Genomic DNA, 25908 nt, shown 5'->3' with positions numbered 1-25908 from the left:
GTATGCGGTCGGCATACGGGGCAACGGCGCGCCGTTAACGCTCCTCGTTAAATATCACGCCAACCTGCCGCCGCACTTCGTCCATCACGCTCAGGTTTTCCAACACCCTGGCCAGCGGGCGGATCGGCGAGTCCGCAAGCCCTTGCCCCACGCACCAGGCAAAATGTTCGGCCTGATAAAACAGCTGGTCGTAGCGGTTGCGCGGCTCCTCCCAGCGCAGCACCTGCCCGCCCTGGCTGGCGGCGAGGGTAAAATTCCCCGGCGCGTAGAACTGCCCGTCGAGGGTAAGGGTCGCATCGCGCCCGGCCACCACCGCGCCGCCCGGCGTGTTGCTGAACAGGGTGGTATTGAGCAATCCCTGTAAGCCGTTTTCCCAGTTAAACAGCATCGAAATCTGCCCGTTGACGCCTCTTTGGGCGGGACGCCCGCGGGCGATAATGTCCTGCGGCACGCCGCCGACCATCACGCAGAATGAGGTCAGATAGCTGCCGAGATCCATCATCGGCCCGCCGGCGAGATCGGCATTAAAAATGCGATGATCCGGGGTAAAAAACTCGCCGTGATCGGCGAGCAGCGTGTGCAGATCGCCCAGCACGCCGTCCTCCAGCAGTTGGCGAATCACGTCATACTTCGGCGCGTAGTCGCACCACATCGCCTCCATCGCCAGCGTCCCCTGCTTCATGGCCTCCGCTTTCAGCGCCGCGCCTTCCCGCCGGTTCAGCGCAAACGGCTTTTCAATCAGCACATGTTTGCCCGCCTGCAGCACCCGCAGCCCGTCGGGAAAGTGGTGGTTATGCGGCGTGGCAACGTAAACCGCATCAATATCCGGTCGCGCCAGCATCTCATCCACCTGAGCGTAAGCCTGCGGGATCCCCCAGCGGGCGGCGAAATCGTCGGCTTTTTGCTGCGTGCGCGAGGAGACGGCAACCACCCGCTGGCGGCTGAGCTCTTTTAACGATTTCACAAAGCGCTCGGCAATCCAGCCGGGGCCAATAATGGCCCAGCGCAGCGAGGGGATCGCCGAGGCGGCGGGATGGCGCGGTTTTGGTAACTGTGACGGGAACATAGCGGCTCCTGATTTTATTTTGCCGGGGAGAGACACTATAAGCAGGCGCAGAGGAGGACGAATAACGAATTTATGATGGAATTCCATCATCGACACAGTGCTTGTCAAAAGCGCGGGAGTCGCGGATAGTCCGGGCAGCTCATCACTATCAAGGAGTCTGAGATGTTGAAAAGTTCGTGGCGTAAAACCGCCCTGATGGCCGCCGCCGCCGTTCCGCTGCTGCTGGCGAGCGGTTCATTATGGGCCAGTGCCGATGCTATCCAGCAAAAGCTGGCTGATTTAGAAAAACGTTCCGGCGGTCGGCTGGGCGTAGCGCTGATTAACACGGCAGATGATTCGCAAACCCTCTATCGCGGCGATGAACGTTTTGCCATGTGCAGCACCGGTAAAGTGATGGCCGCCGCCGCGGTGTTAAAACAGAGCGAAAGCAATCCAGAGGTGGTGAATAAAAGGCTGGAGATTAAAAAATCGGATTTAGTGGTCTGGAGCCCGATCACCGAAAAACATCTGCAAAGCGGAATGACCCTGGCGGAACTCAGCGCGGCGGCGCTGCAGTACAGCGACAATACCGCGATGAATAAGATGATTAGCTACCTTGGCGGACCGGAAAAGGTGACCGCATTCGCCCAGAGTATCGGGGATGTCACTTTTCGTCTCGATCGTACGGAGCCGGCGCTGAACAGCGCGATTCCCGGCGATAAGCGCGATACCACCACCCCGTTGGCGATGGCCGAAAGCCTGCGCAAGCTGACGCTGGGCAATGCGCTGGGCGAACAGCAGCGCGCCCAGTTAGTGACGTGGCTAAAAGGCAATACCACCGGCGGGCAAAGCATTCGCGCAGGCCTGCCCGCAAGCTGGGTGGTCGGGGATAAAACCGGCGGCGGAGATTACGGCACCACCAACGATATCGCGGTGATCTGGCCGGAAAATCATGCCCCGCTGGTGCTGGTGACCTATTTTACCCAGCCGCAGCAGGATGCGAAAAGCCGCAAAGAGGTGTTAGCCGCGGCGGCAAAAATCGTCACCGAAGGGCTTTAACCCGGGAACAGGCCCCTCTGCAACACTCTGCGCTTTGTTTCCCGGTGGCGCTGCGCTGACCGGGCTACGGGTCCACCGCCGTCTGCGGGCCGGTAGCCCGGACAAATGCGCAGCATCGCCTCCGGGAAATTCAGCCACTCTGCGCTTTGTTTCCCCAGTGGCGCTGCGCTGACCGGGCTACGGGTTCCCCGCCGTCTGCGGGCCGGTAGCCCGGACAGGCGCAGCCCGCCGCCTCCGGGACAGCCTGAATAGACAGCCGCCAAATATTAGTCGGTAATTTTAAACGTCAGCGCGTAAGCGCTGGTTTTCCTTTCATCGCGCGCTCCGCCCATCTGATAAACCCGCACCGTATATTTACCGCTGCTCATCAGACGTTGCTCAAAGGTATCACCGCTCAGAGAACCGTTAAAAATCGAATTATTATCAGGAGCGATAACATTGAAATAAGGATGCGGCCGCTGGCTGTTCATATTGATATGCATCATCTGGCCCGCTTTCGCCTCCAGCGTATAGTCGTTAACACCGTCACCGGTCACGGTGCTTTTTATTATCGTGCCGTTGCTGCCTTTATCAAAATGAACGGTATGGTTGTTGATATTATCACTTGCCATTGATAACACTGACGTAAATAAATAACTTGCACAGATCACGCCACCAACAATTAATTTTATTTTTTTCATTTAATCAACACCTTATGTTTTTTATGCGCGCTGTTATAGCACATAAGGTGTCCGGAGTAAGCTGATTCGCAATTATTACTCGTCGGAATTAAACACGTCGAAATAAAGGCCCCCCGGTTCAGGGAAACGAGGGGACCTGGTTTTAGCGGAATTTACTTCTGCGGACGCATTGCCGGGAACAGAATCACGTCGCGAATGGTATGGCTGTTGGTAAACAGCATCACCATGCGGTCGATACCGATGCCCAGGCCGGCCGTCGGCGGCAGGCCATATTCCAGCGCGGTGACGTAGTCTTCGTCGTAGAACATCGCTTCATCATCCCCCGCCGCTTTGGCGTTGACCTGATCCTGGAAACGCTGGGCCTGGTCTTCCGCGTCGTTCAGCTCGCTAAAGCCGTTGCCGATTTCACGCCCGCCGATAAAGAACTCAAAGCGATCGGTGATTTCCGGGTTCACGTCGTTACGGCGCGCCAGCGGCGAAACCTCCGCCGGATACTCGGTGATAAAGGTTGGCTGGATCAGATGGGCTTCCGCTACTTCGTCGAAAATCTCGGTGACGATACGCCCCAGCCCCCAGCTCTTCTCAACGTGAATACCGATGGATTCCGCCAGCGCTTTTGCCGCCTCGAAGTTATCCAGATCCGCCATCTCGGTTTCCGGACGGTATTTCTTGATCGCTTCGCGCATGGTCAGTTTTTCAAACGGCTTGCCGAAGTCGAACACCTGGTCGCCGTACGGGACTTCGGTTTTCCCCAGCACGGTCTGCGCCAGCGTGCGGAACAGAGATTCGGTCAGTTCGATCAGATCTTTGTAATCCGCATACGCCATATAGAGTTCCATCATGGTGAACTCAGGGTTGTGGCGCACGGAGATCCCTTCGTTACGGAAGTTGCGGTTGATTTCGAACACCCGTTCGAAGCCGCCGACCACCAGCCGTTTCAGATACAGCTCCGGCGCGATGCGCAGATACATATCCAGATCGAGCGCGTTGTGATGGGTGATAAACGGACGCGCGGAGGCGCCGCCGGGGATCACCTGCATCATCGGAGTCTCGACTTCCATAAAGCCACGCGCGACCATGAACTGACGCATGGTGGCGAGGATCTGCGAACGCACCTTGAAGGTGTGGCGCGACTCTTCGTTGGAGATTAGATCCAGATAGCGCTGACGATAGCGCGCCTCCTGATCCTGCAGGCCGTGAAACTTGTCCGGCAGCGGGCGCAATGCCTTGGTCAGCAGGCGCAGCTCGGTGCAGTGAATGGAGAGTTCGCCGGTCTGGGTTTTAAACAGCTTACCGCGGGCGGCGATGATGTCGCCAAGATCCCATTTCTTAAACTGTTCGTTGTAGACGCCTTCCGCCAGATCGTCGCGCGCGACGTACAGCTGAATGCGGCCGCCGACGTCCTGTAAGGTGACGAAAGAGGCTTTCCCCATAATCCGGCGGGTCATCATGCGGCCAGCCACGGCGACCTCGACGTTCAGAGAGATGAGCTCGTCGTTTTCCTTACCATCAAATTCCGCATGGAGCTGATCAGAAGTGTGGTCACGGCGAAAATCGTTCGGGAACGCCACGCCCTGCTCACGCAGCGCGGCCAGTTTTTCACGACGGGTTTTCAGTTCATTATTAAGGTCAATTGCCTCATCGGCACCTTGTGCTTGTTGTTCAGACATGTTGGTTCCTCATAACCCTGCTTGCAAACTTGCTTCGATAATTGAACCAGGTCACTCTCCAGCGCGGCCTGTTCCGGCGTCGACGCCAAAGAACAATCTTAAGGAGCCTGGCTTCAATTCCGGCTGATTTCGCTCAGCCATCGCTTCAGTAACAGTTTTTTATCTTCGGCTTCCGCGCCTGCCAGAATATCCTCCTCCTGTTCAGTAAACGGTGCAAGGAGCGGCTTGTCGCTCCACTGTTGGGGTTACCGATCCCCGGCTCGCGGCGTAAACGCCTTAGCCGGGCTACCAGGGAGCACGATTTTGTAGCCCCGGTAAGCCGGACCTGTCGCCAGACGGGGCTAGGCGCCGCCGCCGGGAAGTTCACCGGCGGCCGCGCGGCGTTTGCCGACGCTAAACGCGGCGGCAAAGGCGACGACGACAATCACCGCCACGCAGCCCAGCGTCCATTCGCCCATCTGGGCAAAGAAGTGCTGATATGCGGCAATCGCCGTATCGCTGATCTGCGACTCGGTGGTCTGCTGCGCCACCACTCCCGCCAGCCAGTTGGCTACCGCGCCGGTCGCCAGCATATAAATCCCGGTCAGTACCCCGGTGACGCCGGGCATATTGAGGCGGGTGATCTGCGCCATCGCTACCGGGTCGATAAACAGTTCGGCAAAGCCCATCAGCGCCAGGCCGGCCACCATCATGCCCATTGATGCCTGCCCTTCCGCCGCGCCGTGGCGCGCATTAAGCGCCAGCAGCATAAAGCCGCAGCCCATCAGCACCAGGCCAAAGGCGAACTTCAGCCACACGCGCAGCGCCGAGCGGGTCGCGCCTTCCGGCCGCATCAGCCACGCCAGCACGACGCCAGCCGCCATCACCGCCACGGCGTTAACCGACTGGAACAGCGCGGTCGGCACCTCAATATTCAGCAGATGACGGTTAACAAAGTGGTCGATGAACAGGCTGATCGAACTCCCGCCCTGCTGCGCCAGAACCCAGAACAGAGTCCCGGTCAGCATCAGCAGAACGATCTGCCACAGCGCGCGGCGATGCTCCGGCGATTTGACCATAATGCGCGCCACCATCTGGGCGGCGAACACGCACACGATCGCCAGCAGATAGCCGGACCAGTTATTCTCCAGCAGCAGCGTGAAAAACACCGGCGCAACGCAGAGCATCACCACCAGCCAGCCCCAGGTCGGCAGCACAAACTTTACCGCCCGCAGCGCCTGTTTATCGACGCCGCGCGCGTGGCGGAAGTAGCGGCTACCGCTGAGGAAAATCATCAGGCCAACAAACATGCCGATTCCCGCCAGCGCAAAGCCGATATGCCAGCCGTACCACTGCGCCGCCAGCCCACAGGCGATAGGCGCGGCGATGGAGCCGACGTTACCGGCGGCGTACAGCAGCGAAAAACCGCCGTCGCGGCGAGGGTCGTCAACGGCGTAGAGCTCGCCCAGCAGGCAGCTGATGTTGGATTTGAACAGGCCGTAGCCGCAGATAATGATCGCCAGCGCGAGGTACAGGCTCCAGGTGGAATCGGATTCCACGCCCAGCACCACGTGGCCAAGCGTCATTAACAGCGCGCCGGCAATCACCGCCGTGCGGTTGCCGAGCAGGCGGTCGGCAAGCCAGCCGCCGAGAATAGGAGTGACGTACACGAGGGAAGCGTAAGCGCTGAACAGGCTGATAGCGTGGCTGTCACCAAAGCCGAGCTGATGGGTGAGGTAGAGGATGAGTAAGGCACGCATGCCGTAAAAGCTGAAATATTCCCAGATTTGGATCGCAACGATGTAATAAATCGCGCGCGGCTGTGAGGGTGTTTTCATGTGTTCTCCTTGCAGCGTGAAAAAGGGAAGTGGCAAGCCACTTCCCTGTTGTGCATCGATTATTTGTTATTTTCTTCTTTCAGCACTTTAACGGTGTAACGACCATCCGCCTGACGATAGGCGCCGTGGATATCGGTTTCGAAGCCCGGATAGTGGGCGCCGATTTCGCACAGCATCTGCAGGAACTCCAGCACCGGACGGCTCTCTTCGGTGATCATTTCACCCGGCATGACCAGCGGCACTCCCGGAGGATACGGCAGGATCATATTGGCGTTGACGCGGCCCACCATCTCTTCGAGATACACCTCTTCGGTCTGACCGTGCAGCTCTTTCTGGAACGCGGCGTACGGCGTGATCATCATGGTCGGCAGCACTTCGAACGCGCGGAACATCAGATCCGGCAGGTTGTGGTGCTCAATCAGTTTATGAATGTTCTGCGCCAGTTCCTGAACGCGCATGTTTTCGTAGAATTCCGGATCTTCACGATACAGCGACGGCAGCATGTTTTTCACCCGCAGGTTCAGGTCGAACGCGCGTTTGAAATCGGTCAGCGCACGCAGCAGGCTCAGCGCTTTGGTTTTGTCGATACCGATACTGAACAGGAACAGCAGGTTGTACGGACCGGTTTTTTCGACCACGATACCGTGCTCGTCGAGATACTTCGCCACGATGCTCGCCGGAATACCGAACTCATCCATGGTGCCGTCTTTCTTCATCCCCGGAGTCAGCAGCGTGACTTTAATCGGGTCGAGATACATGTGCTCGTTATCGATGTTTTTGAAGCCGTGCCACGCGCTGTCGGAGCGCAGCGGCCAGCATTCAGCGCCATCGATATGTTCCGGCTGCCAGACGTCGAAGAACCAGCCGTCGGACTCGCCTTTCAGGCGTTTAATCTCTTTACGGAACTTGATTGAACGTTCGATAGAGCCGTCAATCAGGCGCTTACCGGCGTTGCCTTTCATCATCGCCGCCGCGGTTTCCGTCGAGGCCACCACGCCGTAGTGCGGAGAAGTGGTGGTGTGCATCATGTAGGCTTCGTTAAAGGTTTCTTCGTTCACGTCGCCTTTAACGTGAATCATCGAGGCCTGAGAGAACGCCGCCAGCAGTTTGTGCGTGGACTGGGTTTCGTAAATCACTTTCCCTTCGACGCGGCCGCCGCTCATCCCGCATTTGCCTTCATAAATCGGCGAGAAGTTGGTGTAAGGCACCCACGCGGAGTCAAAGTGGATGGATTTCACATCCAGGGTTTTCTTGATGTAGTCCGTGTTGTACAGCAGACCGTCATAGGTGGAGTTGGTGATAACCGCGTGCACCGGCCAGGTCGCGTTCGGGGTTTCTTTCACGCGCTTCGCGATGGTCGCATGCTGGAATTCGCTCTGCGGGATACCGCCGAGGATACCGTAGGCGTTGCGGGTCGGGCGGAAGTAGATTGGCGTAATGTCGCTCATCATCATCAGATGGGTCAGCGATTTATGGCAGTTACGGTCAATCAGCACGGTGCTACCGGCCGGGGCGGAATACATGCCGACAATTTTGTTGGCGGTAGAGGTCCCGTTGGTCACCATGTAGCTGCGTTCCGCGTTGAAGACGCGGGCGATGTACTCTTCCGCTTCTTTGTGCGGGCCGCTGTGGTCCAGCAGAGAACCGAGTTCAGAAACCGAAATCGAGATATCGGATTTCATGGTATTAGAACCAAAGAAATCGTAGAAGATGCTGCCGACCGGGCTTTTCTGGAACGCGGTACCGCCCATATGGCCTGGGGTACAGAAGGTGTATTTGCCTTCACGCACGTATTTAAACAGCGCTTTGGTCAGCGGCGGCAGAATGGTGTCGATATACTCGTCGGTATTCTGTTTGATTTTGTTGGCAATATCTTCCGCTGCGCCCAGCGCATATTCGAAGAAGCGAACCTGCATCCGCAGATCGTTGAGGCTCACGTCCAGCGTTGAGTAAGTGTTCGCAAAGGCGTACAGCGGCATGTATTCGTTCATTTTGCTGATGTCTTCGCACAGTTCGAGATTGTATTTATCCCAGTCGAAGATCACGCCGCACAGACGCGCATTGTTTTCGATAAGTTTTAATAAGTCTTCACGGTCGTTCGGGTAGACAATACGGAAGTCCAGGCGTTCGAGGGCGCGATGCAGTTCACGGATGGGTTCTTCTTTGAAGTAGACACCCATGTGATTCATGATTGCGATAACGTTCATAGTCAAATCTCCAGATAAAGAAAGCCCCTCCCGCCACGTCGTGACAGGTGATGGAAGGAGCCTCAGGAATAGGGTTGCTGATTAATGCGCGCTGGCGGTGCTGCTATCAGCGGAGTTGTCGTTGTTCTGACGCTGGTGCATTTTGCGACCGTAGAACATCAGGATAATCAGGCTGACGATAAAGGTACCGGCCAGTTCGAAGGAGCTTGCCCCCATCAGGGCGATGAAGCAGAACGCGCAGCCGAGTACGGAGCAAATCAGGCTGACGAAGTTGCGTACATTGATGCCTTCGAAGCGAATCAGGTCAACGCAGGAGTAGAAGTAAGGCAGCATGGTCAGCAGTACCGCGATACCGGTCAGCTCACCGAACAGGTCAGACGCTTTGCCGCCGGTAGAGTTCATCAGGGTAATCAGCACCATCAGCGCGGTCATTTTCACCGCGGCCAGCAGCAGGCCTTTTTTCGGAATACCGTTGCTGTCGAGTTCGCCATACACTTTCGGGAAGTTACCGTCATTGGCGGCACGTACGCCGGCCTGACCCACCAGCATCATCCACGAGCCCAGCGAAGTCAGGCAGGCAAAGGCGGTGAAGGCGGAAACCATCGGCGCAGCCCAGCCACCGAGAATGGTGGAGGCGCTCACTGCAAACGGCGCACCGGATGCGGCCATCTGAGAGGCAGGATACATACCCGCAATCACCTGGGTCGCGGCGATGTAGACGATACCGGCCATCGCGGTGCCCAGCATGGTGGCCAGCGGCACGGTGCGTTTCGGGTTTTTCACCATCCCGGTACTCACGGCGGCAGATTCTACCCCGACAAAGGCCCACAGGCAGAGCAGGATACTTTTGATTACCGCGTGGCTGTCAGTGGTGCTGGAGGTGTTCCAGTTTGCCTGATAGGTTGCGGCATCAAACCAGTGCCAGCCGACCACCGCGGTCATGACCACCGGAATAAGTACCAGTATCAGGCCAATTGTTGTCAGGCGGCTCACCCAGGTCCCGCCGAGCATATTCACGAAGGTGAATATCCATACGATGGCGATACAGGCAATACCTGCCGGCACCGGGTTATTTAAAATTGGGAAGAAGGTTGATAAATAAGAGACGGCGGTAATACCGATTGCCAGGTTACCGATCCAGTTGGCGTGATAATAAAGCACGCCGGTCTGGAAACCGAACGCTGGGGATATTTCACCGGCGTAGGCAATTGGGCCACCCTGCTGCGGATTCTTGGTCGCCAGCCGGGCATAAACATAAGCCAGAGACATCGCGCCAATAATAGAAATCACCCAACCCCAGATGGCAATACCACCGATGCTAGCGAGGTTTGCAGGTAATAATGCAATACCGCTCCCCATCATATTACCGGCGACTACGCCGGTACAGGCAAATAGCCCGATCTTCTTGGCAGAACTCATGTTTGCTTTTCTCCTAAGTTTATTTGGGAGGTACAGATCATGATGATGAACCTTTTATTGACCCGACCAACTGCCAACAAGATTACGGATTAGTACGAGATAAGTCCTAAAGATAAAGTGAAATAACTGCAAACATCAGACAAATGATATTTTGACCTTTTTCGTGCAACATATCAGGATGACATGTTGATATCAGGAAAAGGTAAATTCAGATACTTTTCATTAGGTTATATGATCAATTTCGTGTTGAAAAAGTGTTGCGTGCGGGACCAGGGTGGTTATAAAAAATAACAACTCGGTGGCTCATGAGAAACATAATTTTAACCTCACCACGGCCAAAACCATGACCATGGTGAGGGTTTACTTATTCTGAAGCGAGGAAGTTATCAAGATACGGAACCACGCGGGTCACGGAGGTCTGGAATACGGCGTTTTCAATCCAGTAAAATGTATTCTCACCCGGGCGTAAATTAAACGCCGTCAGATAGGCATCGGCAGCTTCCCGGTTCTGCCCTTTCATTTCGTAGACTTTGCCCAGCAGCACGTAATTCATCCACGACATTTCCAGATCAATCCCGGCATTAATCGCGTCATAGGCTTCATCCACTTTTCCTTTGCCCAGCATATCCACCGTTTTAATCTGATAAAATATTGCCATATCTTTAATCCCCGGCATATTACCCACCCGGGTTATTTCGCTGTACAGATCGGCGAGCTGTTTATCATCCAGCGGCTGCTGAGAATGGCGCAATACGTCAACCAGCGCTTTTTCCGCCCACGCATAGGTAAAGTCCGGCGACTGCTTATTCACGTCGGCAAGCAGGCTACTGGCTTTGCCCAGCGAATCAACGTCTCCGTTCATTAATAGCTGATGCGCCTGATAGAAATGGGTAAGCGCGATACTTTGCGACGGCTGATACTGCTTTAACATCTCCTGCATCCGCGCCGGCCACGGCTGCTTCAGAGCCTCAGAGAGGCTGCTCAGCAGGTCGTTCTGAATCGAAAGCTGATTGTCGCTGGTGACAAAGTAACGCTTATCCATCATGGTCGAGCCGTCGGCGTTATCCACCACCTTCACCGACATGAAGCACTGCTGCGCGCGATAGTGCCGCTGGTTGACGAACTCAATGGTCAGGGTTTTACCGGAACTGCTCGGCTCATTGATGTTGTAGTTGGTTTTGTCGTGCACCATAAAGGTGGAGAAGGTGTTCAGCGAGGTGGTAATCAGGCTCCCCAGACCGATGGCATAGGAGTGCTGCGATGACCAGTTGTTGCAGGTGTTGCCGCTGAGCAGGTGAATATCGACATCACGCGGGTTAAGCAGCAGCCGGGTTTTCGTGACCGGCGGGCGCGACTGCAGGGTTGACAGGGCCACCAGCGCCACGCAGCTCGCGAGGGCCAGCAGGAACAGACCCCAGACGATAAACGTGGTCAGCCGCTTGCGTTTTTCCGGCTTCGCCACCGCTGTGCTGTCTGGCGCAGCCGCATCGTGCTGCGGGGAGGTCAACGGCGCGTCAAACCCGACCGTCGGCGTTTCTGCGGGAATAACCGGCGTCGGCTCCTCCCCCTCTTCGGTACACCAGATCACCGGCACCGTCAGCTTATAGCCGCGTTTGGGTACGGTAGCGATATATTCAAGGCTGCCATCGTCGCCATCTTTCAGCGACTTACGTAGCTCGGAAACGCTTTGCGTGACGACGTGACTGGTGACAACGTTGCGGGTCCAGACATTATCGATGAGCTCATCCCGACTGAGTACTTCGCCGGGATGACGGGCAAAGAAAACCAGAAGATCGATTAAGCGCGGTTCGAGAGTTAGCTGACGCCCCTTGCGGCTAATTTGGTTAACAGAGGGAGTAACCAGCCATTCTCCAACGCGAACAACAGGTTGTTGCATAAAAAAGAGCCCCAGGACGAAAAGGGAAAGGCGCGATGATACCACATTTACCCTACCTATTAATGATAGGGGTCATGACCATGAACGCAATATATTCCTCTTCGTTTTTGATGACTGGCAAACTTTCATTTGCTAAAGGCGTCTTTTGCCTGAGGGCGATGTTCCCTGGGGCGACAAAAGCGCGCCATTTTTAGCCCTATTTTCCCCGAATGTGTGACCTGAGCAAAGCTTAGGCGCGACAATCGTCGCCCATCCGTGGGGATATGCTATTTTTAGCTCGCCCGACAGAGATCGGACCGCCGAACAGATGGCCGAAAACAGTGCCTCACCCGCAGCGTAAGGAATGTCGACGATGAACTACAAATTAGATAAGCAAATTGTGCACAATGACGTGTTAAGAAATAGCTTCATTGACCTGGCGATTAAAACCTTCGATCTCTCCTTTAAAGAGTGGTACCGCAAAGGGTACTGGACCGACGCCTATATTCCCTACGCCCTGGTGAGCAACAATAAAGTGATTGCTAACGCCTCCGCCAATATTATCGATCTGATCTGGCAGGGCGAACCCCGCCGCTATATTCAAATCGGCACCGTGATGACCGATATCGATCATCGTGATAAGGGCCTGGCCGGGCAGCTCGTCAGGGAGATTCTGACGGACTGGCAGGATAAGGCCGACGCCTTTTTCCTGTTTGCTAACCCGACAACCGTTGATTTTTATCCGAAATTTGGCTTCGAGCGCACCGCCGAACATCAATATATTATGCCGGTAGTACCGACAGCGGGCGACTTCCGCAAGCTCGATATGGACCAGCCGGAAGAGGTTGCGCGATTACAGCGGTACTATCAAAAATCGAATCCGTTTTCACAGCTGCGGGTACAGGATAATTTCGGTTTATTGATGTTCTACTGCTCCGCCTTTATGAAGCACTTCGTCTATTATTCCGACAAAAACCAGGCCATCGCGATTGCGATGCAAAACGGTCCGGCGCTGATCTGTTTTGATATTTTCTGCGACAGCGGACGCTCCCTGTCGGCCATTATTAACGAGCTCGCCGATGAAAATACGTACCAGGCTATCCTCGGCTTTACCCCCAAAGAGAATCGGACCGGCGAGTATGAAAAAATCGAAGGCGAAGATATTCTGTTTATCTACGGACAAAAAGAAAATATCTTCAAAGAGAATAAGCTGATGTTCCCGCTTTTATCCCACGCCTGAGGCTGCGCTTAACGCGTCTACGGCCCGCGACCGGGCCTTATTGCGCCAATAACCACTGTTCAAACGCCTGTAGCGCCGATTCGTTGACGCCGTTTTCCAGCGGCCTCACCAGGCAAAAGCGCTTGCTCAGGCTGCGGGCCTGCGGCCAGGGCGCAGCCAGCGTCCCGTTTTCGAGCGCTTTTTCAACGTACACGTGCGGTACCAGCGCAACGCCCTGCCCGGCCAGCGCGGCGGCTATCGCCATCTCATGCAGATCGTAGCGCACGCCCCGCGCCGGATTATCCAGCGCGATCCCGCACTCTTCAGCATAGCGCTGCCAGGCGTCAGGATTCTGCCGTCGATGAATACGCGGCAGCGCGTTCAGCTGGCTGGCGAGATCTTCTCCCGTAAGTAGCCCGGCGTGGCATACCGGCACCAGTCTCTCTTCAAACAGAAACCGCAAGCGCATTCCTGCCCATGCGGGATGCTCGAAATGAACCGCCGCGTCAAAACCGCTGCCGGTGAGGATAAACGGGTCGGTTCTGACCGCGATATTCAGCGTGATATCCGGATTCCGGCGCTGAAAATCCCCCAGTCGGGGAATGAGCCAGCGGCTGGCAAAGGTCGGCGGCGCGGCGATTTCCAGGCTTCGGCTGCCGTCCGCAGCCCCCATCAGATACTGCGTATCTCGCTCAAGACGCTCCAGCGTCTCGCGGACATGGTGCGCATAGCGCGCGCCGTTGGGGTTCAGCCGCACCCGGCTTCCCGTCCTCTCAAACAGCTTGCAGTTTAACAGCGATTCCAGGCGGGCGATTTGCCGGCTGATTGCGCCCTCGGTAAGCGACAGCTCTTCCGCCGCGCGGGCAAAGTTACCGTGCCTGGCGGCAGCCTCAAAGGCCTGCAGCGAGGTACTGCTGGGGAGTTTTTTTCGCACGAACGCCGCCTCTGCTGAAGGTTTATCAATGACGAAATGTCATTGAGTGGTGAAATAATATCGTTTTATAGCGCTTAGTGCCCAACGTAGCATGATCAAACGTCAATAACATCATTCCATCATGCAGAGGGCAGCCCATGTTATATATCGTTGAGTGCAGCTACGCCGACCCGCAAAGCGAAGCCGGCTGGAACAGGTTTTACAGCGAGGACAAGCTGCCTGCGCTGGTGTCCGTCAGCGGATTCCGCGCCTCGCAGCGCTTCAGGGCGCTCTCCTCCGGCTGCCCGGTCTATCTTGCTATTCATACCATCGAGCATGGCGATACGCTCGCCAGTGAAGCGTATCGCCAGAAAGGCGGCGGCAGCTTTTCCCGCTGGCAGGCGCATATTCGCGACTGGCGGCGAAACCTGTATCGCTACGGCGGCGTCTTTCCTGCCGTCGCTGAGGGGGATGTTTTGCTGCTGAGCCCCGAGCCGCTGGACGTCGTTGAGTCGGAGCTGGGATATCCGCCGACAAACCTTTCGGCCGCCGGGCTGGATAACAACCCGCCGCAGCGCGTGGCGTACGTTCTGCCGCGCCGGGAAGCCATGCTGCTGGCGGGACGGGAAAACGTCTCGATGTATGAGCCCATGGCCGGTCAGATGCAAAGCCCGACTGAAATACCGCCCCCATCACGCTAAGAGGTTGATATGCACAAACCCGCTTTTCTCTCCCGCCAGATTGGCGATTTTCAGGTGACGCCCCTCAGCGACGGCAGCATGGCCGCTGGCCTGGCGCTGCTGTCGGGTATTAATATCGACGATGCCGCAGACATTCAGCGCAGCGCGGGCGTCATTGACCCCGGCAATATCGACATTAGTGGCTATCTTATTCGCGGTCGGGGAAGGACGATTCTGGTCGACGCGGGTACGGGAGGCGGCGTGCTGGAAACCAGTCTGCGAGCGGCGGGGAGTGCGCCAGACGACGTGGATACTGTCCTGCTGACCCACGCTCACCCGGATCATATCGGCGGCCTGCTGGATGCCAACGGCGCGCCGCGCTATCGCCACGCCCGTCTTTATCTGCACCCTCTGGAAGCCGAATACTGGCAGGACGACGCCATGCTAAACCGGGCCAATGCGCGGGGGCAGCGCAACTTCACGCTCGCCCGCCGCGCCTTGGACGCCTATTCCCGCAGCCTCGGTTTTCTGGATGAGCGCGAGGCCGTCGCGGGTATCCGCCCGCTATGGCTACCCGGGCACACGCCAGGCCATAGCGGGTTTCGCATCGACGCCGCGGCGCAAAGCCTGCTGATTTGGGGCGACATCGTCCATTTTCCGCATATTCAGACCGCCCGACCCGCCGCCGCCGTTGCTTTTGATTGCGATCCCGCGCAGGCCAGAGCGACGCGGGAAGCGATCCTCGCCCAGGCCGTCAGCGAAAACCTGCTGATTGCCGGTATGCACCTTGGCGGGTCGGGATTTGCGCATATCGTACCGACCTCGCACGGCTATCGTATTCAATATTCCGCGCCGTAAAGAGAAAGCGGGCCGGAGGTTAACGCCCTGGCCGCCTTTTCTTATCCAACAACGCTTTATTTTTCACCTGCTGAAAGATTGAACTGACTCGCGTTTATTTTTTGCCATAAATATAAAATGTCATTTTATTTTAAATGAATATGCATTTTGTTTTTTACAAGCGATATGACATTAAGGGAAATTTATGCGCAATACCTTTGGACCTTCACGCAGTATGCTGGCGCTGGCTATCGCGCTGGCTGGCCTCGCGGGCGGCTGTAATGATAGCGGCGCCCCACGCGACAATCAGCAGGATGCGCCCGCCTCCGCGCCGCAGAATGTCTTCGTTCCCGCGCTTTCTGCCGATGAAAATAGCCTGGTGCTGGTTTGGGAAAAGCCGGAATCAGAGACGCAGCAGGTGGTGGACTACGCGATTTACCGTCAGGGCGAGCGGCTGGGTCTGGCGCGCGAAAATCAAAACCATTTTTCACCGGCCAAACCCTATATTGATAACTTCTATCAGCGGATTGCCAGCGACGGCTGGCAGCAGCCAATCGACTTGCGTACCTTTACGGTCACCCACCTGGAGCCGGATACGGAATACGCATTTACGGTGCGTGCGGTCTACGCCAATGGCAAAGAGTCGCCGGATAGCGCGGTGATTAAAGCGCGGACCAGCAAAACGCCGCACATCATCGAAGCCAGAACCTTTGGTGCGAAGGGTGACGGCACAACGCTGAATACCCAGGCGCTGCAGCAGGCGATCGATAGCTGTACGGTCTCGTACTATCCTCAGGGCTGCAAGGTGGTGATTTCCGACGGCGAATTCAAAACCGGCGCGCTGTTTCTGCACAGCGATATGACCCTGGAGATTGCCGCTGGCGCCACCCTGCTGGGTTCGGACGATCCGGCCCAGTATCCGCTGGAAAAAGGCTATTACCTCTATCCCTACAGCGATCATCCGCAGCCCCGCCGCCCGCCGTCATTAATTAACGTGCTGGAAGCGGACGATAAGGGCGAGTCTCCGGCCGGAACGTTTCGCAATATTCGCATCGTCGGTCAAGGCACGATTGACGGCAACGGCTGGACCCGGGGCGTCAAAAGCGGCGGCGAGGCCACCATCATCGACGAAATGGGGAACGCGCTGCCGCAATACCGGGCCAGCAGTGCGGCAAAAGTCAGCGCGGACGGCATTCTGGCAAAGCATCAGACCGAAGCGGCTATTGCGGAAGGCATCGAAAGCAATAGCGCCTATAAAAATCGCCGCTCCAGCCTGATGACCCTGCGCGGTGTGCAGAACCTCTATCTTGCCGGGCTGACAATCCGCAACCCCGCGTTCCACGGGGTAATGGCGCTGGAGTCAAAAAATATCACCCTGAATGGCCTGGTCCACCAGACCTTTGACGGCAATAACGCCGACGGCGTCGAGTTCGGCAATAGCCAGAATGCGCTGGTCTTCAATAACTTCTTCGATACCGGAGATGATTGCGTCAATTTCGCCGCCAGGTTTGGTAAAGGCGCGGAAACTTTTCATCAACAGCCGCAAAGCGGGGCGTGGATCTTTAATAACTATTTCCGCAAAGGCCACGGCGCCGTGGTGACCGGTAGCCATACCGGCGCGTGGATCGAAAAAGTTCGCGCCGAGGATAACGTCATGTATATGACCGATGTCGGCCTGCGCATGAAAAGCCGCCCTTACTACGGCGGCGGCGTAAGGGATGTGCTGTTTCGCCATAATGCGATGAAAGATATCGCCAAAGAGCCGTTCGTTTTTACTATCAAATACAGCGCCGACGTGAATGATACGACCCCTGCCGACGAGCCCGCTCAGTTCCGCGACGTTCAGGTGCAGGACGTCACCGTCGATGGTACTTCGGCTAAGCACAGCATCCTGATTGACGGCATGACGGTAGCCGAAATGGCAGAATCATTTGGGCTGACCTATTCTCGCGATGCCTATCACCAGAATCTGCGTTTTTCCAACGTCAGCTTCCGTAACACCAAAGCGACCAGTATCTCCTTCCTGCACGACAGTCAGTTTGATGAGGTGACGTTCGCCAATACGCCGCAGGCCTGGGCTTTTTTCGCCGTCAATGACGTGACGCTCGCTGACAGCCTGCATCAGCAGAGCATCACCCGCGGAGAAAAGGACAAACTTATCCTTGAGGGGGCAATGAAGTAATGGCGTTCCCGGCGGCGTAAGGCGCCGGGTTTTATCAGCGCTTCTGGCCTCGACAGATATCTGTCGCTCAGTGGTCCAAAGTAAAGACGCAGGTCATAACCGGCGTATTCAGCGTTCCCCGGACGATATAATTCCATTACATCCCAAATGTGCTCGCCAGCTTAGTGTTCAAGAGCGAGCGCGCAGACATGATCAACATGAGACAGATCGTGGTATAAGTCAGGTAAGGTCATTTTCTGGCGAATAACCATTTTCAAATTAACCTCAATCTTTCCCTTTTTAAGATCTCTAATCGTAATATTCTCAATAATATTTTTTTGCTGATGAATACGGCTTATCAGCTTTTCAAGGGCCCCTCGTTCATCAAGAACCACCCGTACTTTCACTTTTCCGGGGAACTGATTTTTAGTTTGCAGGAATATAATGAACGGGCTTAATTTTATCGCCAATAAGAACAAACCCGTGGCGAAAAAAGCATGAAAATAAAAACCGGCGCCGCAGGTAATTCCAACCCCGGCAGATGCCCAGACAATGGCCGCCGTCGTCAGGCCTGAAATAGCATCGTCGTGTCGATGCAGAATCACTCCCGCCCCCAGAAAACCGACGCCGCTGATAATCTGGGCCGCCAGGCGCATCGGATCGCTACGAATGTTCATCGAAATTTCAGCATAGTATTCCGCCGACTGTATTGAAACGATGGTTAACACACAGCTGGCGACAGACAAAATGACGCAGGTTTTGAATCCGACAGGTTTCCCTTTCGATTCTCTTTCCAGACCAATGATGCCTCCCAGAATAAACGCAATGCTGATTTTGACGATGGTCAATAACGGAAACCATCCGTGATCGACGATCGTGGCGGCCAGATTATTCATATTATTACCTTAATGAAAGATCCGTTATCAATCAGGAATTCGCTTTCTTCAATGCGAGATCCGTTTTGCGTTTTGACAGATCGTCGCGGAAGAAAATCAGGAAGAAGACGCTCACTACCGCGGCCACACCGGCTGAAACTAACCAGAATGTTTCCCATTGCGGTAATGCTTCCGGCCCTTGCTCTGTCACGGTATTGTTAAAAATCTGCCCGCAAACGGTAGAAGCAAACAGCAGCCCGACGCCGTTGGAGACGATAAACCTCAAGCTTTGCGCCTGCGCTTTGATCTCTGGCGCGGCTTTGCGGTCGACATAAATATCGCCGACGGTAAAGAAAAAGTCCCAGCAGAATCCCTGTAACATCAGGCCAATCAGCACAAACATCATGTTGGCATCCAGCGAGGCATGAGCAAACAATAGCGTGCGGATGATCCAGCAAACGGCCCCCAGCATCAGCGTGATTTTAAAGCCGGCTTTTAGTAAGAAGAACGACAGCAGGAACATGAAAATCACTTCGCAGGCAATCCCGATCTGCATCATTGATGCGGCATTATCGAACCCCAGCGCTTTCAAAAAGACCGGAATATAGGCGGAATATGCGGTTTTGGGGATCATTAAGACAAAGATACTCAGCATCAGCACGCTGAAGCTACGATCTTTGAAGAGTGCCAGAGCATCGAGACATAACAGATCGCGCAGCGCAAAAGCGTTTCCTTTTGCTTTTGGCGGCGTATTCGGCAATGTGAAGCAATATAAGCCCAGGACGACGCCGGAAGCTGCCGCAATATACCAGGTAACCGTGTTGCCGGAATATCCCATTTCACCAATGATAAAGCCGATTGCCATAAAGCCGAAGGTGCCAAAAACGCGGATGAATGGGAAATATTTAACCCCATTGATATGGCTAAAACTGATACTGTTAGCCAGCGCAGTTGTCGGATAAAACAGCAGACCAACGAGGAAAATCATGGTCAGCGTCATGCCGGTATTTTGTGCTTCAATAAATTGCGGAACAAACAGCAGAACGCCAGCATTGATTAAGTGCAGGATCGCCATGACCTTTTGTGATGCAAAGAAGCGATCGGCCACCATACCAATAAATAACGGTGAAATAATTGTCGCTAATCCGAGCAAGGCATAGGATGAGCCGATTATGGTCGCCATTCCATAGGTACTTAATACCAGCCCCATGGTCATATTCCAGGCACCCTGCATAAAGTACTGTATGAACATCATAATTAACAGGCGTGGTGTTTTATTAAGGTCCATATTGCATATCCTTTATTGGTTAATGCTCAGGTTAAGCCCGTCCCAGGCAACAAGAATGTTCTCTTTATCGCATGCTGCTACTAGCTCATCGTGCAGAAGACCGCCGCTGTGTGAAATATGCGAGACGACAAGCTGACTTGTTTTCTTCAGGCAGCCCAGTTCCGCCAGTCTGTCTCTGGCAGCGAACACCGTTTCCAGACTCATATGGTTATTGGTACGATTTTCTCCATTAAAGCCGTAGGTACACTCCAGAACGACCAGATCGATTTTTTTTCCTTCCAGCCACTGCCAGGTGAGCTCAGGAAACCAGCCAGAGTCATGACCGTAAAATATTGACTGGCCCTCTTTTTCGATAAACCAGGTATAACAAAGCTCCCATTTAGCATGGTTAGCCAGCAGCGGAGTTATCCGATAACCACGGGTTTCTACGGTGACGAAGGGCACCAGGCAATGAAAGGCAAAGCGCTCTGCGCTATAGCCCGGCAAAACCTCTGCCGCACCGTTAATCGCACGATCGTTCCCAAAGATATTCAGCGGATGGGTAATCTCAAATCCGTAACCCTCCATTCGGCTGAAAAGATCGCCGACGTTGAAATGATCGGGATGAGTATGGGTAAACAGAAGCGACCTGATTTCAGTTGCGTCCATGCCGTCGCGCAGCAGCTGCTGGCTAAATTCCGGTGCGACGTCAATCAACAGTTCATCATCAATAATCGCGGAAGAGTGTGTACGAATGTCTTTTCCCTTACGTATACGGGCTTGCTGACAGTGCTCGCAGCGGCAAAACGGGTTAGGTATTCCTTCAGACGCTGCCGTTCCCAGAAAATGGATCTTCATGATTTCCTCTTATCACTAACAGGTTGCTGTTTTTATCATCAGAAATGCAATCAAAAGTAATTGGAACGTGTCAATTATGGTTCTGCCGTTTAACAGGAACAATGATCTTTTATCCCAGAAGTGATCACCTTCAAAAACTTATTTTATTTATGTTAAATTTCAACAAATTGTAATCTTTACTACATGGTTACTCGTCTCAAGCCGGAAAAGATTAATATTTTTAATGTCTATAAATCACACAAATTTATTTTGTAACGTTCAAATAACACCGGCAACGATAGTTTTCAGAGGTAGGCCGTGCTAGCATCAACGCATGAGGGTAAGGATTAAAATATGCCGACAATCAAAGACATAGCAAAGCTAGCCGGTGTGTCACACGGCACTGTCTCGAACGTACTTAATGGCAGAGGTAATGTCAGCGTTGAGAAGATTGAAGCGGTTCAACGAGCGGCTAAGGAAGTGGGCTATCAGTTAAATGCGCAGGCGCAATCGTTAAGAGCCAGTAAAAGCCAGGGGGTGGCGCTACTGCTGCCAGACATTAATGCGGAGCAGTATTACCAGCTTTACCGGGGCTTACATCAGGTCTGTCAGCCATCATTAAGCGAACCGCTGGATCTTTACCTGACCAACGATCTGCCCAGCCTGGAACTGGAGATTCTGCAAATGCTGGCGGCAAAATCTTACCAGACCATTGTTACCGTCAGCTGCCTGAGCAATAGCCAACCTTATTATGAAATGCTTAAGCTGCCCGCGGAACAGATCCTTTTTGCGTACCGGCAACCTGCCGGAGCTGACAACTATTTCAGCCTCGATTACGTCACTGCGGGTGAACACCTTGCGAGAAGAGCGCTCGCGCAGCGGCCGGGCCATATCGGTATCTTCTGCGAACCACTTGAATATGCTCATAGCGCATGTTTTATGCAGGCGATACAGGAGACCTGCCGGACAGTAAGTCCGCAGACTAAGCTCACCGTTTTATCCTCGCAGGCGGGCGAGTCTAACACCGTAGCGTTTGATTTTTTCCGCGGCGTTCCCCCCGATATTTTCATCACTCAGGATAGTGATAAAACGCGAGCCGTGACGCAGGCAGCCTGGTTTGGTAGCGTGCAGTCCTGTCCGCAGATACTGCAGTTGAGTGATAATCTTCCGGCAGCCTTCGACGGCGTCACAAACTACCAGATGGACTATGGTCGCCTGGGTACCGCCATCGCTTCCCATATTCGCCAGCCTAAAAAACAGGTAACGCATCGAATTCTGACAAATAGCGGATTTTCATTAGATGGCCAATCCGTCCAGCCGCCTGAGACTGAGGCGACGTTGAATATGTTAATTTTACCCAGCCCCTCAACCGATGCGCTGAAAAAGCTGTTACCTCACTTTTATCGTCAGACCGGTATCAAGGTAAATCTTGCGGTTTATCCTTATGATGAAGTGTTTGAAATTCTTTCCCATCTTCATCTGCATCCCTATTACGATCTCCTGCGCATCGATATGGCCTGTTTTCCCTGGTTTGCAGAAAAAGCGTTATTGCCGCTGGAGTCGATTTCCCCTGCGCTGCCGCAGCTGCTGACTCATTTTTCTGACCAGATTCAACAGCACTTCAGCATGGTGAATGGCACCGCGTGGGCCATCCCCTTTGATGCCAGTATGCAGCTCCTGTTTTACCGACGCGATCTCTTTGAAGATGCGACGATAAAACGGATGTTCTACGAAACGACGGGCAAAGAGTTAACGCTACCCGAAAACTTTGCGCAATTTGATGAGTTAGCGACTTTCTTCAGTCGCCAGCATCAGCCGGATAACAGGCTGCGCCCGATGGGCACGGCGGTGACCTTAGGCAGCTCAGGGCTTATCGCCACGGAATATCTGCTGCGTTACTACGCGCTCGGCGGACGTCTGGTTCGCGAAGGCGAACCAGTTCAACTGGAGACTTCGCTTGCCGCTACGGCGCTTGAACAATACCTGCAACAGCTCTCCGTCGCCGTGAATCTCTCAGGAGAATGGTGGAGTGACGCCGTTAAGCAGTTTGAGCGCGGCAACCTCGCCATGTTGATCATGTATCTCAATTTGTTCAACGACGTCGCGCATAGCCCTATCGCTCCCACTATCGGCTATGCTTCAGTCCCGGGACAGCTTCCACAGTTGGGAGGGGGATCCATTGGGATGTCCCGCTACAGCAAAAAGAAAAAGCAGGTTGAACAGTTCTTCAACTGGCTTTATTCCGATGAAATTGCGCGTCATCTGGTTCTGCTCGGAGGAAACTGCGCCTGGTCAGGGGTTTGTCACGATCAGAACGTCCTGAACCTCTATCCATGGTTTAATTTATTGAATGAAAAGGGCATGGTCGGGATAAGAGAGTCGCAGGGTACGCAGGGTAAGCCCTTCAACCTGCGCCAGGCAGAAATTATTATCGGCCAGGGCGTGACGAACGCGATAAATGGGATTATGGATGTCTCTCAGGCCGTGGAATACATTAACAGGCGAATAAAAAATGAAACCGGCGCCTGAGGCCAGGAAAACGAGCGTGCCTCTGCCCTTTTTCCAGAGAGTCTGCGTGTTGCTGGACTCTCTGAAACCAGGTTCCAGCGCAAACTATCGTTGAGTTTCCAGCGGAGATAAATATTTATATTTGTTGAGATTGACGCCAGCGTTTAATCATCTCTTGAGTGACTTCTTTCTTATAACAAACTGGCGCATAGCCTCCTGCTTTACTCCAGGCACTGCGCCTGCCGCAGGCACTGCCGTTTCTCGCCCGATTAAACGGACAAGCGCAAACGCCGGGGTAAGAAGCGATAGAAGCCTCAATAATTTGCTGCTTAACTTGATCATCAGTTAATTGCGGTGTTTTAGCAGCAGCAGCGCCGACGATAAAAGTGCACAGCAACACTAACACGGCGGTAACGGGTCGTTTAACGGCCATAATGATTGCTCTTGTGAGAGAGGACAACTCAAATTACGCGGCAGCAAGAAACAGCATATTGATCTTTCTCAATAGTGCCGAATATCTCTGAAAATATTTTTTGGTAACGTCACAAGAAATCGTTATACAGTCGATCTGCCTGCAGCTTGCACGCAGATCCTGTACTAAAAAGTGCCTCAAAGCCATGTGGGCTCGAATCTTATTCCGCGTCTATTCATGGCCTTTAGCTTGAATATATTCGCTAATCGTCATTTTCGAATCGCGAATCCGATCGGAAATTTTACGGAAGCTATCTTTCCATTCTGCAGGTAATTTGTTTATCTGAGCTATCTTACAAGCTACGCTATAAGGAGTGCGCCCAAGCTTTTCAGCCAGCCAGAAGAGATGCTCTCCTATCTCCTCCTCCGGAATAGGCTCTAATACTTCCCGTAGCATGGACTCATCATTATCATTCCAGGGTATGCCAGCGTTTGGAAACCGTGGATCGATAACCTTTTCTTTCTTTTCTCCACTCTTTTTTACCGACGAAGATTTTTGTGAAGACAGTATAGCAACACGTGCTTTCATCGCCCCGATGGCGGCAACAGCCCGGACCAAATCAAGGCGTTCCGTGCGTGTTAACAAATTTTCATCGCAAATTAAATCATTCAGCAAATCAATTGTTTCATTGAGATTATCTTCAGTTATATTCATATACTGTCCTTAGCGGCATGTTCCATGATTGAATGCTATAGCATCCTCATAGTTTCATATATTTCATCCGACCCGGCATATTATGTGATTCAATGGCGAATATACTAACTCAAATATTTTAGACTGTATCTGCCTATATTACTACGCATCCCTCAATCAACGAAAGACCTACTGCTGTAACCAACCGATGCAATTCGCCACCATCAATGAGTTGGTATTATCTCTCATTTGGCTCTGCCGTTCCTTTTATTGGTGGATTGAGGGCGCCCCTATTCGCCTGAATGAAATAAGCCCGTAAAAGTCTTCTGCGCCGCCCTGATTCGTTTACACCTGCGTAGGCTTCGATAAAGCCAGTCATAGAAAAAGACTCATTCTAGGGAGTAAAAGGTAAGGGAAGAGGATTTGGCAGAGGATTCTTAACAAAAAAATGGTACGCCCTACAGGGTTCGAACCTGTGACCTACGGCTTAGAAGGCCGTTGCTCTATCCAGCTGAGCTAAGGGCGCATTGAGAAGCGAGCTTCATGATGTGCAATCGCCGGAATTATACGGTCCACGCCTGATGAGTCAATGTATTTTGCCGCGAAACTGCGCTTGCCTGTGCAGGCTGGCGGCTTATGCCGCAAAAGCAGTATAAAGTTTATCCAACCTTATGTTTCTGCACGTTAACTTTTCTTCGGCTCCCGGGCTCCTTTTTGCGCCATTCGCAGCGCGGTCAGGCCCGTTTTTCAGCCGCCGTAACGCCAAAGAAAGATAAAATCTTAAACGAAGACTGACAGCGGGGCTGGCTTCTGACAAAATATCGCCATCCCCCTTTCGTAAAGATACAGATGGAATCCTCTCTCTGATGGCAGCAAAAATTATTGACGGTAAAACGATTGCGCAGCAGGTACGCTCTGAGGTTGCGGAAAAAGTGAAGGCGCGCGTTGCGGCCGGATTTCGTGCTCCAGGGTTAGCCGTCGTGCTGGTCGGCAGCAACCCGGCATCGCAGATTTATGTCGGCAGCAAGCGCAAAGCGTGTGAAGAGGTAGGCTTCGTCTCCCGCTCGTACGATCTCCCGGAAACCACCAGCGAAGCGGATCTGCTGGAACTCATCGACACCCTGAATGCGGATAGCGCCATCGACGGCATTCTGGTCCAGCTGCCGCTGCCCGCCGGCATTGATAATGTCAAAGTGCTGGAGCGCATTTCGCCGGACAAAGACGTTGACGGTTTCCACCCGTATAACGTGGGCCGTCTGTGCCAGCGCGCGCCGCGTCTGCGTCCGTGCACGCCGCGTGGGATCGTCACGCTGCTTGAGCGTTACAACATTGATACCTACGGCCTGAACGCGGTGGTCATTGGCGCCTCCAATATTGTCGGACGCCCGATGAGCATGGAGCTGCTGCTGGCAGGCTGCACCACCACCGTCACCCACCGTTTTACCAAAAACCTGCGTCATCACGTCGAAAATGCCGACCTGCTGATCGTGGCTGTCGGTAAACCGGGCTTTATTCCGGGCGAATGGATTAAAGAAGGCGCGATCGTGATCGATGTCGGGATTAACCGCCTGGAAAGCGGCAAAGTGGTTGGCGATGTGGTCTATGAAGATGCCGCCGCGCGCGCGTCGTACATCACGCCGGTTCCCGGCGGCGTCGGCCCGATGACCGTAGCCACCCTCATTCAGAACACGCTGCAGGCGTGCGAAGAGTATCACGACATTCAGGAGGCCTGA

General features: G+C 54.0%; 20 protein-coding genes and 1 tRNA gene. 7 read left to right on the top strand and 14 right to left on the bottom strand.

The features are described from left to right. Positions 1-34: 34 nt before the first annotated feature. Positions 35-1066 (bottom strand): Gfo/Idh/MocA family protein, encoded by a 1032-nt coding sequence (locus tag MKleb_RS06825; RefSeq protein ID WP_025107109.1) that lies wholly within the window; start codon positions 1064-1066, stop codon positions 35-37. A gap of 162 nt (positions 1067-1228) precedes the next feature. On the opposite strand from MKleb_RS06825, the gene MKleb_RS06820 reads away from it, so the two are divergent. Then, positions 1229-2104 carry an extended-spectrum class A beta-lactamase OXY-1-2 gene (locus MKleb_RS06820; protein ID WP_025107110.1) on the top strand — a complete coding sequence of 292 codons (876 nt, stop codon included), beginning with the start codon at positions 1229-1231 and terminating at the stop codon, positions 2102-2104. Positions 2105-2370: 266 nt separating this feature from the next. Here the strand turns inward: MKleb_RS06820 and MKleb_RS06815 are convergent, their stop codons facing one another. From MKleb_RS06815 to cadC, 6 genes are all read right to left on the bottom strand, one after another. After that, positions 2371-2784, bottom strand: coding sequence for a hypothetical protein (locus tag MKleb_RS06815; RefSeq protein WP_014228246.1), 414 nt, complete (start codon positions 2782-2784; stop codon positions 2371-2373). A gap of 152 nt (positions 2785-2936) precedes the next feature. After that, positions 2937-4454 (bottom strand): lysine--tRNA ligase, encoded by a 1518-nt coding sequence (gene lysS, locus MKleb_RS06810; protein ID WP_025107111.1) that lies wholly within the window; start codon positions 4452-4454, stop codon positions 2937-2939. Between the two features lie 341 nt (positions 4455-4795). Further along, the gene (dtpD, locus tag MKleb_RS06805; protein ID WP_217076538.1) at positions 4796-6271 is read right to left on the bottom strand and encodes a dipeptide permease DtpD; all 1476 of its coding nucleotides are present in this window, start codon (positions 6269-6271) and stop codon (positions 4796-4798) included. 59 nt (positions 6272-6330) lie between these two features. Beyond that, positions 6331-8478 carry a lysine decarboxylase CadA gene (gene cadA, locus MKleb_RS06800; RefSeq protein WP_004848492.1) on the bottom strand — a complete coding sequence of 716 codons (2148 nt, stop codon included), beginning with the start codon at positions 8476-8478 and terminating at the stop codon, positions 6331-6333. Between the two features lie 81 nt (positions 8479-8559). Further along, the gene (cadB, locus tag MKleb_RS06795; RefSeq protein WP_163586125.1) at positions 8560-9897 is read right to left on the bottom strand and encodes a cadaverine/lysine antiporter; all 1338 of its coding nucleotides are present in this window, start codon (positions 9895-9897) and stop codon (positions 8560-8562) included. A gap of 364 nt (positions 9898-10261) precedes the next feature. Then, on the bottom strand, positions 10262-11794 hold the full coding sequence (gene cadC, locus MKleb_RS06790; protein ID WP_064378352.1) for a lysine decarboxylation/transport transcriptional activator CadC: 1533 nt from the start codon (positions 11792-11794) through the stop codon (positions 10262-10264). A gap of 352 nt (positions 11795-12146) precedes the next feature. Between cadC and MKleb_RS06785 the strand changes: the two genes are divergently transcribed. After that, positions 12147-13013 (top strand): GNAT family N-acetyltransferase, encoded by an 867-nt coding sequence (locus MKleb_RS06785; protein WP_064378353.1) that lies wholly within the window; start codon positions 12147-12149, stop codon positions 13011-13013. Positions 13014-13050: 37 nt separating this feature from the next. On the opposite strand, the gene MKleb_RS06780 is transcribed toward MKleb_RS06785, so the two are convergent. Then, positions 13051-13926, bottom strand: coding sequence for a LysR substrate-binding domain-containing protein (locus tag MKleb_RS06780; RefSeq protein ID WP_025107115.1), 876 nt, complete (start codon positions 13924-13926; stop codon positions 13051-13053). Between the two features lie 137 nt (positions 13927-14063). Between MKleb_RS06780 and MKleb_RS06775 the strand changes: the two genes are divergently transcribed. The 3 genes from MKleb_RS06775 to MKleb_RS06765 all read left to right on the top strand — a co-directional run bounded on the left by MKleb_RS06775 (position 14064) and on the right by MKleb_RS06765 (position 17604). Further along, positions 14064-14606 carry a sugar ABC transporter gene (locus MKleb_RS06775; RefSeq protein WP_102803083.1) on the top strand — a complete coding sequence of 181 codons (543 nt, stop codon included), beginning with the start codon at positions 14064-14066 and terminating at the stop codon, positions 14604-14606. A 9-nt stretch (positions 14607-14615) separates the two neighbouring features. Continuing rightward, a complete protein-coding gene (locus MKleb_RS06770) occupies positions 14616-15443 on the top strand; it encodes an MBL fold metallo-hydrolase (protein ID WP_134899201.1) in 828 nt (275 codons plus the stop codon). Positions 15444-15627: 184 nt separating this feature from the next. Further along, the gene (locus tag MKleb_RS06765) at positions 15628-17604 is read left to right on the top strand and encodes a glycosyl hydrolase family 28 protein (protein WP_217076536.1); all 1977 of its coding nucleotides are present in this window, start codon (positions 15628-15630) and stop codon (positions 17602-17604) included. A gap of 161 nt (positions 17605-17765) precedes the next feature. On the opposite strand, the gene MKleb_RS06760 is transcribed toward MKleb_RS06765, so the two are convergent. The 3 genes from MKleb_RS06760 to MKleb_RS06750 are packed head-to-tail and all read right to left on the bottom strand — an operon-like array spanning position 17766 to position 20583. After that, positions 17766-18479, bottom strand: a complete 714-nt coding sequence (locus MKleb_RS06760; protein ID WP_025107119.1) for an MgtC/SapB family protein — start codon at positions 18477-18479, stop codon at positions 17766-17768. A 31-nt stretch (positions 18480-18510) separates the two neighbouring features. Beyond that, positions 18511-19746 carry an MFS transporter gene (locus MKleb_RS06755; protein WP_025107120.1) on the bottom strand — a complete coding sequence of 412 codons (1236 nt, stop codon included), beginning with the start codon at positions 19744-19746 and terminating at the stop codon, positions 18511-18513. Positions 19747-19758: 12 nt separating this feature from the next. Further along, a complete protein-coding gene (locus MKleb_RS06750; protein WP_025107121.1) occupies positions 19759-20583 on the bottom strand; it encodes an MBL fold metallo-hydrolase in 825 nt (274 codons plus the stop codon). A gap of 333 nt (positions 20584-20916) precedes the next feature. Between MKleb_RS06750 and MKleb_RS06745 the strand changes: the two genes are divergently transcribed. Beyond that, positions 20917-23091 carry an extracellular solute-binding protein gene (locus MKleb_RS06745; protein WP_025107122.1) on the top strand — a complete coding sequence of 725 codons (2175 nt, stop codon included), beginning with the start codon at positions 20917-20919 and terminating at the stop codon, positions 23089-23091. Positions 23092-23206: 115 nt separating this feature from the next. Here the strand turns inward: MKleb_RS06745 and MKleb_RS06740 are convergent, their stop codons facing one another. The 3 genes from MKleb_RS06740 to MKleb_RS06730 form a co-directional block, all read right to left on the bottom strand. Further along, positions 23207-23503, bottom strand: coding sequence for a hypothetical protein (locus MKleb_RS06740; RefSeq protein WP_071846135.1), 297 nt, complete (start codon positions 23501-23503; stop codon positions 23207-23209). A 210-nt stretch (positions 23504-23713) separates the two neighbouring features. Next, positions 23714-24196, bottom strand: a complete 483-nt coding sequence (locus MKleb_RS06735; RefSeq protein ID WP_217076534.1) for a DNA-binding protein — start codon at positions 24194-24196, stop codon at positions 23714-23716. 428 nt (positions 24197-24624) lie between these two features. Beyond that, positions 24625-24701, bottom strand: a tRNA-Arg gene (locus MKleb_RS06730). A 340-nt stretch (positions 24702-25041) separates the two neighbouring features. Between MKleb_RS06730 and folD the strand changes: the two genes are divergently transcribed. Next, the gene (gene folD, locus MKleb_RS06725) at positions 25042-25908 is read left to right on the top strand and encodes a bifunctional methylenetetrahydrofolate dehydrogenase/methenyltetrahydrofolate cyclohydrolase FolD (RefSeq protein WP_025107124.1); all 867 of its coding nucleotides are present in this window, start codon (positions 25042-25044) and stop codon (positions 25906-25908) included.

The sequence above is a fragment of the Klebsiella sp. PL-2018 genome (genome assembly GCF_019048985.1).
Classification (GTDB): domain Bacteria; phylum Pseudomonadota; class Gammaproteobacteria; order Enterobacterales; family Enterobacteriaceae; genus Klebsiella; species Klebsiella michiganensis.
This window is presented reverse-complemented; position numbering and strand designations above follow the sequence as displayed.